The organism is Pseudomonas sp. RIT-PI-q (assembly GCF_001297125.1).
In the GTDB taxonomy this organism is placed as follows: Bacteria; Pseudomonadota; Gammaproteobacteria; order Pseudomonadales; family Pseudomonadaceae; genus Aquipseudomonas.
This window is the reverse complement of sequence record NZ_LHPC01000013.1, coordinates 15,904-26,268: the sequence shown is the minus strand read 5'-3', so window position 1 is coordinate 26,268 and position 10,365 is coordinate 15,904. Positions and strand designations below refer to the sequence as shown.

Annotated in this window: 9 protein-coding genes; 8 read left to right on the top strand and 1 reads right to left on the bottom strand. The window is 60.3% G+C overall.

Going from position 1 to position 10,365, the window contains the following annotated elements:
- Positions 1-175: 175 nt before the first annotated feature.
- A complete protein-coding gene (locus AEQ67_RS02970; RefSeq protein ID WP_059402398.1) occupies positions 176-1,141 on the bottom strand; it encodes a LysR family transcriptional regulator in 966 nt (321 codons plus the stop codon).
- Between the two features lie 296 nt (positions 1,142-1,437).
- On the opposite strand from AEQ67_RS02970, the gene argH reads away from it, so the two are divergent.
- From argH to AEQ67_RS02930, 8 genes are all read left to right on the top strand, one after another.
- Positions 1,438-2,865 (top strand): argininosuccinate lyase, encoded by a 1,428-nt coding sequence (gene argH, locus AEQ67_RS02965; RefSeq protein ID WP_059402397.1) that lies wholly within the window; start codon positions 1,438-1,440, stop codon positions 2,863-2,865.
- Between the two features lie 172 nt (positions 2,866-3,037).
- Positions 3,038-3,916: an amino acid ABC transporter permease gene (locus tag AEQ67_RS02960; RefSeq protein ID WP_059402396.1), complete on the top strand. Its 879-nt coding sequence runs from the start codon at positions 3,038-3,040 to the stop codon at positions 3,914-3,916.
- Positions 3,917-3,926: 10 nt separating this feature from the next.
- Positions 3,927-4,691: an amino acid ABC transporter ATP-binding protein gene (locus AEQ67_RS02955; protein ID WP_059402395.1), complete on the top strand. Its 765-nt coding sequence runs from the start codon at positions 3,927-3,929 to the stop codon at positions 4,689-4,691.
- A 39-nt stretch (positions 4,692-4,730) separates the two neighbouring features.
- Positions 4,731-5,555: an ABC transporter substrate-binding protein gene (locus AEQ67_RS02950; protein ID WP_059402394.1), complete on the top strand. Its 825-nt coding sequence runs from the start codon at positions 4,731-4,733 to the stop codon at positions 5,553-5,555.
- Between the two features lie 291 nt (positions 5,556-5,846).
- Positions 5,847-6,695 carry a polysaccharide deacetylase family protein gene (locus AEQ67_RS02945; protein ID WP_059402393.1) on the top strand — a complete coding sequence of 283 codons (849 nt, stop codon included), beginning with the start codon at positions 5,847-5,849 and terminating at the stop codon, positions 6,693-6,695.
- Positions 6,688-7,575, top strand: coding sequence for a polysaccharide deacetylase family protein (locus tag AEQ67_RS02940; protein ID WP_059402392.1), 888 nt, complete (start codon positions 6,688-6,690; stop codon positions 7,573-7,575). The genes AEQ67_RS02945 and AEQ67_RS02940 overlap by 8 nt, the downstream gene beginning before the upstream one ends.
- Positions 7,572-8,921 (top strand): MmgE/PrpD family protein, encoded by a 1,350-nt coding sequence (locus AEQ67_RS02935; RefSeq protein WP_059402391.1) that lies wholly within the window; start codon positions 7,572-7,574, stop codon positions 8,919-8,921. The genes AEQ67_RS02940 and AEQ67_RS02935 overlap by 4 nt, the downstream gene beginning before the upstream one ends.
- Positions 8,922-9,070: 149 nt before the next feature.
- Positions 9,071-10,249: an MFS transporter gene (locus tag AEQ67_RS02930; protein ID WP_059402390.1), complete on the top strand. Its 1,179-nt coding sequence runs from the start codon at positions 9,071-9,073 to the stop codon at positions 10,247-10,249.
- The last annotated feature ends 116 nt before the right edge of the window (positions 10,250-10,365 follow it).

Here is a 10,365-nt window from a genome sequence, read left to right as displayed (position 1 = left end):
ACCATAATCAGCCGTTACCGCAGCAACGGATATGCCCCCAACCCAATCCCAAACTGTTACAGCATTATGCGTATACGGAGCTGCATGTAGCAGCCCCAGGTATTCCAACGCCACAAGTTAATGTTCGTCGCAAATCAGTAGATCAATCCTGACCACGTTCTGAGCGCTGCCAAAATCACAGCGGCGCCTTCAAATCGACCCCCAACGCCTGGGCAAACGCCTTGACCAGCGGACTGCGCACAGTGTTGTGCCGCAGGATCAGATTGAACGGCGTAACGATGTTGATCAGGTCTGGACGCACCGCTCGAAATTGCCCCTGAGCGACCATTGCCGCCGCGTAATGCCGGGGCAGGAACCCCACGAAACGGCCGGTCTTGATCAACAGCGCCACAGCTTCCACCTGAGTGGCTGAGGCAGAAAAACTGTCGTAGTGGGCAAAGTTCAGCTTCTCGCGGTGGATCGCATAACGGTGGTTGATGCACTCGTAATCCTTGAGCACATCACTGCCCATTTCCGCGTCCGCCATCGAGAACAAAGGATGACCGACCGCGCAATAAACCTCCGAGAGTTCCTCATACAACGCGTAGTAATCAAACTCTTCTCTTTTTTGATAAACCGGCACGATCCCCGCCACTAATCGTCCCTCTACCACGCCTCTTTCCACCTCATCCAGTTGCGACGCCTGAAGTTGGAACCTTACTTTCGGTGATTCTTCATTGATTCTTCTAAGCGCAGCAACTAACGGTGAATTAACGTCGGAAATCGTATTGTCAATCACCCCCACGCCAAGGTCGCCGATGAGTTCATTCTGTGCCGAACTAAGACGATCGCGAAAGTTGTCGACCGAGGCAAACAAGTCGATGGACGCCTGATACACCAGACTGCCTTCTTCAGTCAGGTGAAAACCCTCCCGCCCTCGGGTGCACAAGCGCATGCCGATGCGAATCTCAAGGTCGGAGATCTGTTTGCTGATGGCTGCCAGCCCCACATTCAGCTCGTTTTGGGCCGCACTGAAGCCCCCGGCCTCGACCACCGCCTTGAACACTTTGAGCAGTTTGAAGTCCAGGCCGCTGAGGGCCAGCGGTGCTCGATGTGACGTTTTCGGTGGCGGGTTTCCGGAATTGGAAAGTGGGGTTTCCATAATGCTTATTTACCTCTGGCGCCCTATTCAACACTCTGTGCTCAACAACAAAAACATAGCTGGCCAATAATAATGAACACAGAAAACCAGGCTTGGCAACCGCTAATAAATTCCGCACATCAGTGCCAACTCACTGATTTCGAACTACTAAAAGCTGACACTTCGATCAGCTCTCGCCCTTTCGCAACTGCCCTCTTGAAAACTGCTCTGGCCTAACCACGCCCGTACGATTTACGGCGCGTGTTTCAAGCCCGGCACACCGACTTCTGTTCGCTCTATCGACGAGGAAAATAACAATGTCTCAAACCACCGACCGTCTCTGGGGTGCTCGCTTCAAAAGCGGCCCGTCCGAAGCCCTGGCGGCCCTGTCCCGTTGCCCCGAGCGCTACTTTCGCCTCACCCCGTACGACCTCGCCGGTTCCAAGGCCCATGCCCGTGAACTGCAGCGCGCCGGGCTGCTGGACGAGCAAGAAACCCTGACGATGATTGAGGCGCTGGAATGCATTGGTGATGATTTCCGCGCCGGCAGCATCGCACCGACCCTCGACGACGAAGACGTCCACACTTTCATCGAACGCCTGCTGACCGAACGCCTCGGCGCCCTCGGCGGCAAACTGCGCGCCGGCCGTTCGCGTAACGACCAGACGGCCAACGACTTGCGTTTGTTCCTGCGTGATCACGTGCGCACCCTGGCCGTTGAGGTACTGGCCTTGCAGCAAGCGCTGGTGGATCAAGCCGAGCAACACATCGAGAGCATCTGCCCGGGCTTCACTCACCTGCAGCAAGCGCAACCCATCGTCTTCGCCCACCACTTGCTGGCCCACGCCCAATCGATGCTGCGTGACGTGCAACGCCTGGTGGATTGGGACGTGCGCACTTCGTTGTCGCCACTCGGCGCGGCGGCCATGGCCGGTTCCGCTATCGCTCGCCTGCCGCAACAGTCGGCCAAGGAAATGGGCTACAGCGGCGTGTGTGAAAACTCCATCGACGCTGTCGCCAGCCGTGACCACGTCGCTGAATTCCTGTTTATCGCCAGCATGCTCGGGATCAACATTTCTCGCCTCGCTGAAGAGTTTTGCCTGTGGTCGTCGCGGCAATTTCGCTGGGTGGTACTGGACGATGCCTACGCCACCGGCAGCTCGATCATGCCGCAGAAGAAGAACCCGGACATCGCCGAGCTGGCTCGGGGCAAGGCTGGCCGTCTGATCGGCAACCTGACCGGTCTGCTGTCGATCCTCAAATCCCTGCCACTGTCTTATAACCGCGACTTGAGCGAAGACAAAAACGGCGTGCTCGACAGCGTCGACACCCTGCTGCTGGTGCTGCCGGCGATGGCCGGGATGGTCGCGACCATGAAGGTCAACGTCGAAGAGCTGCGTCGTCAGGCCCCACTGGGTTTCACCCTCGCTACAGAAGTCGCCGACTGGCTGGCCATGCGCGGCGTGCCGTTCAAGGAAGCTCACGAAATCACCGGTGCGCTGGTCCAGGCCTGTGAGAAACACGACATCGAACTGTGGGAAGCCTCGCCGGCGCTGCTGGCCGAGATCGATCCGCGCCTAACGCCGGAAGTACGTGAGGCCCTGACCCTCGAAGCCGCTATCGCCGCGCGCAGTGGCTGGGGCGGCACTGCGCCGCAACAGGTGCGCGAGCAGATCGGCCGCTTGAAAACCGCCCTCGCCGCCCAACAGCAATGGACCGAGAACTATCAGGGCTTCCGCCTCTGAACAAGGACACAAAACCTGTGGGAGCGGGCTTGCCCGCGATGGCGGTTTCATATTCAACATCCATGTTGACTGACCCGCCGCACTCGCGGGCAAGCCCGCTCCCACAGGAGTTGCGCTTAACCCGAAAACCATACGCGCCGCCTGTAACGAGGGCGGCGTACGGAGAAACAACATGAGCCAGACTCAGGCAGAACGACTCCAGGCGGAGCGCAAACTGGCAGACAACCAGTTCGATATCACCCAGTACCACCACGTGCCACGGCGTTATTACGGGCGGATTTTCTTCGCCACCGTGATCGTCATCGCGATTCTCGGCCTGGTGCGGGCCTTCGCCGAAGGCAAGATCGAATGGTCGTACATCGGCCAGTTCCTCACGTCCCAGGCGATCATGTGGGGTTTGCTCAACACCATCGTCATGGCGGTGCTGGCGATGGCCCTGGGCATCGTCTTCGGGGTGATCACGGCGATCATGCGCATGTCGGCCAACCCGATCCTGCGCTACGTGGCGGTGACCTACACCTGGCTGTTCCGCGGTACGCCACTGATCCTGCAACTGCTGTTGTGGTTCAACCTGGCGCTGATTTTTCCCACCATCGGCATCCCCGGGCTGTTCGAAATGGACACCGTGAGCCTGATGACCCCGTTCGTGGCCGCCCTCCTCGGCTTGAGCATCAACCAGGGCGCCTACACCGCTGAAGTGGTGCGCGCCGGCCTGTTGTCGGTGGACGCCGGTCAGTACGAAGCGGCCAAGTCGATCGGCATGCCGCGCCTGCAAGCGCTGCGTCGGATCATTCTGCCGCAGGCCATGCGCGTCATCATTCCGCCAGTGGGCAACGAGTTCATCGGCATGGTGAAAATGACCTCGCTGGCGAGTGTCATCCAATACTCGGAACTGCTCTACAACGCCCAGAACATCTACTACGCCAACGCCCGGGTGATGGAGCTTTTGATTGTCGCCGGTATCTGGTATCTGGCCACGGTCACCGTCCTGTCCTTTGGTCAAAGCCGTCTGGAGCGTCGTTTCGCTCGCGGCGCCGGCAAGCGTTCTTGAGGAGCCGCACATGAGAAGCATCGTCAAGGCCGTCAGCCTGAATAAGTATTACGACCATTACCACGCCCTCAAGGACATCAACATCGAAGTCGAGCAAGGCGAAGTGCTGTGCATCATCGGCCCGTCCGGCTCCGGCAAAAGTACCTTGCTGCGCTGCATCAACCAGCTGGAAAAGATCGACAAGGGCGGCCTCTGGGTCGACGGCGAGCTGGTCGGTTACCGCGTCGTCGGCAACAAACTGCACGAGCTCAACGAGTCGCAAATCGCCCGTCAACGCCTGTCCACCGGCATGGTGTTCCAGCGTTTCAACCTGTTCCCGCACATGACTGTGCTGCAAAACATCATCGAAGGGCCATGCCAGGTGCTCAAGCGTTCGCCCAAAGAGGCGCACGAAGAAGCCGTGGAATTGCTCGCTCGCGTCGGCCTGGCCGACAAGCGCAACAGCTACCCGATCGAGCTGTCGGGTGGTCAGCAACAACGCGTCGCCATTGCCCGTGCATTGGCCATGCGGCCCAAGCTGATGCTGTTCGATGAACCCACTTCGGCACTCGACCCGGAACTGGTCGGTGAGGTGCTGTCGGTGATGCGCGATCTGGCGCAGACCGGCATGACCATGATCGTCGTCACCCATGAACTGGGCTTCGCTCGCGAAGTTTCCAACCGCATGGTGTTCATGGACGGCGGGCAGATCGTGGAGGCTGGAAGCCCCGAAGAAATACTAATAAGTCCGCAAAACCCGCGCACCCAAAGCTTCATTTCTGCCGTTCGAACCTAAGCGTCCTTTGGCGCTCACAACACTCATAAGAGAACGACCATGAAGAATTTCGTTATTCCAGCAGTACTCGCAGGCCTGATGGCGTCCAGCGTTAGCTTCGCCGCCGAATTGCCAGCCAGCATCAAGGCCAAGGGCGAGGTCGTCGTAGCGATCATGCCGAACTACCCGCCGATGGATTTCAAGGACCCGGCGACCAACACGCTGACTGGCCTGGACTATGACCTGGGCAACGCCCTGGCCGAACGTCTGGGCGTGAAGATCAAATGGCAGGAAACCGGCTTCGAGCAGATGATCAACGCGCTGACCACCGACCGTGTGGACATGGTCCTGTCGGGTATGACCGACACCGCCGAACGTCAGGCCAGTGTGACTTTCGTTGATTACTTCACCAGCGGCCCGCAGTTCTACACCTTGCAGAAAAACAAGGACTTCAACGAGATCATCGACCTGTGCGGCAAGAAAGTCGGCACCAGCCGCCGTACCACGTTCCCGGCGGAAATCGCCGAGTGGAGCAAGGCCAACTGCGAAGCCGCCGGTAAGCCGGCGATCAACGTGATCGGCACCGAAGGTTCGGCCGATGCCCGTGCGCAATTGCGCCAGAGCCGTATCGATGCCGCGATGCAGGGCAGCGAAACCTTGTCGTACCTGAAGACTCAGGAAAAGGACATGTACAAGACCGTGGGCCTGCCGATTTCCGAGCAGTTCACCGGGCTGGGCGTGAGCAAGAAAAAGCCTGAGTTGAGCGAAGCGGTGAAAGTCGCGTTGCAGAGCATGATCGACGACGGCACCTATCAGACCATCCTGAAAAAATGGGACCTGGAATTGGGCGCGGTCAAGACCGTAACCATCAACGCCGGCAAGTAAGGCTTGCCCTGTAGGAGCGAGGCTTGCCCGCGAAGGCGGTGTTTCAGTCAACGGTGATGTTGACTGTGACGGCCTCTTCGCGGGCAAGCCTCGCTCCTACAGGGTTCCCGGCAGACCACAACAGTGTGATCGACCCAAATCCAGTGTGGGAGCGGGCTTGCCCGCGATGGCGGCCTGACAGGCGACATCGCTGTCGAATGTGCTGGCCTCATCGCGGGCAAGCCCGCTCCCACAGGGATCCCGGTTGACCACAGGGATTGTGTTTTACCTATAGATCAATGGAGCGCCACGATGTCCTCCTCACCCCAACCCACCTGGCCCGGCCAGCACAAAGCCTGTCTCGCCCTGGCCTTCGACCTCGATGGCCCGACTGGCGATGCCATGCTCAACGGCTCGATCTGGCGCAAACCCGAATACTTCGGTTTCGGCGGTTACGGTCCTTACCGGGCGCTGCCGCGCATCCTCGATCTGCTCGACGAGTTCCGGATCCCGACCACGTTTTTCGTCCCGGCCTGGGTCGTGGAGAACTGGCCGAAACAGTGCCAGGCGATTGTCGAGCGCGGGCATGAAGTGGCGTACCACGGCTACAAACACGAATCCTTTTACGCCCTGACGCTGGAACAGCAAAAGGACGTGATGAAGCTGTCTCGCGAGGTGTTCTGGAAACACCTGAACATCCGCGCCGAAGGGTTTCGCACCCCGTCCGGCGACTGGCGCGCCGAAACCCCGGCGATGCTGGTGGAAGCCGGCGTCACCTATTCCAGCAGCATGCGCGGCGATGACCGGCCGTATCTGGTCAACGTCCCCGGCTTCGACACGCCGCTGGTGGAAATCCCCGGTCGCTGGGAAATGGACGACTACGCCTCCCTTGCCTACACCCGCGCACCGAATTTTCCGTCGGGGCTGGACCGTACTGCCAGTTACGAGCTGACCCTCGACAACTGGTGCCGCGAATACGACGGCGCGATGAACGAAGGGCTGTGCCTGACCACCCTGTTCCACCCCAAGATCACCGGCAAACCGGGACGCATCCTGTTGCTGGAAAAACTCTTCGAACACATGCGCCAGCGTGATGACGTGTGGTTCGCCACTTGCCGCGATGTCGCCCAGTGGTGGCTCAAGGAGCATCACCATGGCTGATTCCACTGTCTGGCCCAAAGGCTACCGTTGCGCCGTGGTGCTGACCGTCGATTACAACGACATCCACGGCATTCTCACCCAGGCCCCGGAAGTCGCCGGACGCGACAAGACCCTGTCGGTCTGGCGTTATGGCACCCAACGCGGCGTCGAACGCTTGCTCGGTTTGTTTGCAGAACTGGGGGTTTCCAGCAGTTGGTGCATTCCCGGCATCGTCGCCGAGGAAAACCCGGAACACATCCGCGCAATCCAGGCCGGCGGGCATGAAATTGCCTGCGCTGGCTATCGCCATCAGAATTACGACACCCTCGACCTGGCCGCGCAGAGCGCCGACATCGCCAAAGGTTGCGAAGCCTTGACCGCGCTGACCGGCCAGCGTCCAGCCGGGTTTCGCATCCCGGCCGGCAACGGCGCACCGGGTTTTATCGAGGCATTGAAGCACCACGGCATTCGCTGGTCGTCGTCGTGGCGCGGCGATGATTTGCCGTTCGCTCACCCAACCGCGCCCGAGGTGATCGAGTTGCCGTTGCACTACGAACTGGAAGACGAACCCTACTTCGCCTTCAACCTCAGCCCCGCCGTGCCACCGGCGCAATCGCGGATCGCCTCTTACAGCCATACCTTGGGCAACCTGCAAATGGACTTCGCCGGCTTTCACCGGTTCGGGCTGTGTTATGTGCTGCGCCTGCACCCGGAAATTATCGCTACGCCGGGGCGCATTGGGGTGTTGCGCGAGTTGCTTGAGGGGATTCAACAGCACGATGACGTGTGGATCGCCACCGGGGCCGAAGTCGCGCAATGGTGGGCGGATTCGGCGGCAACCGTCACCGAGGATCATCCGGCGGCGGTGTATGAGCGCCATTATCGGGATTACAGCGTATGACTGAGCGGATGCAGCGACTGGCGCAATTCTGCGTCGACTTGCGATTTGAAGACTTGCCACCGGCATTGGTGGCGCAAGCCAAACGGCACATTCTCGACACCTTCGGCGCGACGCTGGCCGGGGCTGACAGTGATGTGGCCAAACAGGCGCGTCAGGTGTTCGACGGCGAAACCGGCAGCACGTTGGTCTGGGGCACTGATCTGCGGGTCGGTGCGGCCCAGGCTGCGATGCTCAACGGCGTCGCAGCGCATGCCCTGGAGCTCGATGACACAGGTGGCTGCGATCATTCCGGCGCGGTGGTGCTGCCGGCGGTCATGGCTGCGGGCGCGATGTCGGCAAAACCGGGGGGGGGGCGTGAGTTCATCACGGCCGGGGTGATCGGCTACGAAGGCGGTCGCCGGGTGCTCGAAGCCTGTGGCGGTTACTCAGCCCACAACGGTGCAGGATGGCACTCCACAGCGACCTGCGGGGTGTTCGGTGCAGCGGCGGCGAGTGCGCGGATTCTCGGCTTGAATGCCGAACAGACGATGTCGGCGCTGGGCATCGCCGGCAGTTTTAGCGGCGGCTTGTGGGCCTTTATCCACGATGGCTCGCAAAGCAAAAAACTGCACAGCGGTCGCGCTGCCGAAGGTGGATTACTGGCGGCGCGGTTTGCGCAGCAAGGCATCACCGGGCCGACGAAGTTGTTTGATGATGTCTGGGGCGGCTTTCTGAAAACCCTTGCCGGTGTGACTTCGCAACCGCAGGCGCTGGATGCCGACCTGGGCGTGGTGTGGAAACTCGCGCGCTGCTCGATCAAGCCGTACGCCGCGTGCCGGGGAACGCATTCGGCGATCGACGCGCTGGGGCTGTTGCTTAATCAACTGCACGTCGATGTCGATCAGGTCGAAGATGTTCAGGTGTCGTTGTGCGGGTTTCTGCAGGACATGTGCGGTGGCCGCGACGTGAATACGCTGGCGGCGGCGCAGATGAGCCTGCCGTATGCCCTCGCGGCGCGGCTGGTCCATGGTCATTGCCGGTTGGAGGCTTATGACGAGGCGCAGCGCAGCGATCCGCGGATTGGCCTGTGGATGTCGCGTATTCGCCTTGATGTGGACTCGCAACTGTCAGAGGATGGCGAGCCGGCGGTGAGCGTGCGAACCGTGGACGGTCGGCAGGCGAGCCTGTGTGTCGATCCACCCTTGGGGGCTCCGGGGAATCCGTTGAGTGATGAGGCGCTGGAGGAGAAGTTTTTCAGCCTGGCGGTGCGGGTGATGCCGCGATTGCAGGCGGAGGAACTGCTTGAACAGTTGTGGCGGTTTGAAGAACTGGAATCGATTCGGTCTCTGGGTCGGTGGCTGACTTGAGTTTTGCATTGCCTGTTCCGGCCTCATCGCGGGCACGCCCGCTCCCCCAGGGAACGCGGCGCTTTTGTGGGAGCGGGCTTGCCCGCGATGGCCGCAACTCGGTACACCGGCGAACACCATAGAACCTAAATAAGGACATTTGCCCCACCGTGGCCACTTACTCGCTCGTTATCCGCCGCTTGATGATTGTTTCGCTGACCATCGTCGTCAGCCGCGCCATCACCAGCCCGTTGCTCACGCTGTTCCTGAGCAATAAACTCGGCCTCAACCAACAGGATGTTGGCCTGTTGCTGGGCATCGCGGTGTTCATCGCCACCCTGCTCGCCCTTTACGGCGGCTACATCATCGACCGCCTGGAAAAGCGCCGGCTGCTGATCCTCGCCATGCTCTCCAGCGCCATCGGCTTCGTATTGCTGACCTTCGCCGAGAACCTCTACCTGACCACCGCGACCCTGGTGATCACTGAAACCGCCTCGGCATTATTCCTGATTGGTTCGAAGGCGATCCTCAGCGAAAACCTGCCCATGGGCCAGCGCGCCAAGGCATTTTCCCTGCGCTACACCCTGACCAACATCGGCTACGCCACCGGGCCGATGCTCGGGGTGGTGATTGCCGGTGTGTACCCGATTGCACCGTTCCTGATTGCCGGCGGCATCGCGTTTTTCAGCATCTTCCTGATGATCGGGATCCCCAAGGACTCGGCCCAGACGCCCGTGATCGGCCAGCCGGCCAGTTTCCTCAAGACCCTGGTGACCCTGAAGAACGACCGCACCCTGATCATGTTCACCTGCGGCTGTTTGCTCAGCACCGTGGTTCATGGGCGCTTCACCCTGTACCTGTCGCAATACCTGCTGGTGACCCACGACTCCAAGCGTGCCCTGGAAACCATGGCCGCCCTGCTCGCCTGCAACGCCATCAGCGTGATCCTGCTGCAATACCAGATCGGCCGTTTTCTCAAGCGCGAGCAATTGCGCTACTGGATTGCCGGCGGCACCAGCCTGTTCATCGTCGGGTTGATCGGGTTCAGTCTGGCCGACAGCCTGGTGAGCTGGTGCGTGGCGATGTTCATCTTCACCCTCGGTGAAATGATCATCTACCCCGCCGAATTTCTCTTCGTCGACACCCTGGCTCCGGAGGAACTGCGCGGCAGCTACTACGGCGCGCAGAACCTCGCCGCCCTCGGCGGTGCCCTGAGCCCGGTGATTTGCGGTTTCCTGCTGATGCATACGCCGGCGCCGACCATGTTTTATGCCTTGAGCGCGCTGACCGCGATGGGGGGATTCCTGTGTTTCATGAGCGGCCGGCGGGTGGCCTTACAGCAAAATTAATGCACTAAAGCTGCATTAATATGAATTAGTCAGCGTCTGGAATGAACGGCACACTGTGCTCGTTCCTCCCCCAATAGTTGGAACACCTTCAAGGGCTTTCTGGGTATCCCCGGCAA

Excerpts from the sequence above, each read along its gene's own strand:
- AEQ67_RS02970 (WP_059402398.1), bottom strand. The coding sequence starts at position 1,141 with ATGGAAACCCCACTTTCCAATTCCGGAAACCCGCCACCGAAAACGTCA.
- argH (WP_059402397.1), top strand. The coding sequence starts at position 1,438 with ATGTCTCAAACCACCGACCGTCTCTGGGGTGCTCGCTTCAAAAGCGGC.
- AEQ67_RS02960 (WP_059402396.1), top strand. The coding sequence starts at position 3,038 with ATGAGCCAGACTCAGGCAGAACGACTCCAGGCGGAGCGCAAACTGGCA.
- AEQ67_RS02955 (WP_059402395.1), top strand. The coding sequence starts at position 3,927 with ATGAGAAGCATCGTCAAGGCCGTCAGCCTGAATAAGTATTACGACCAT.
- AEQ67_RS02950 (WP_059402394.1), top strand. The coding sequence starts at position 4,731 with ATGAAGAATTTCGTTATTCCAGCAGTACTCGCAGGCCTGATGGCGTCC.
- AEQ67_RS02945 (WP_059402393.1), top strand. The coding sequence starts at position 5,847 with ATGTCCTCCTCACCCCAACCCACCTGGCCCGGCCAGCACAAAGCCTGT.
- AEQ67_RS02940 (WP_059402392.1), top strand. The coding sequence starts at position 6,688 with ATGGCTGATTCCACTGTCTGGCCCAAAGGCTACCGTTGCGCCGTGGTG.
- AEQ67_RS02935 (WP_059402391.1), top strand. The coding sequence starts at position 7,572 with ATGACTGAGCGGATGCAGCGACTGGCGCAATTCTGCGTCGACTTGCGA.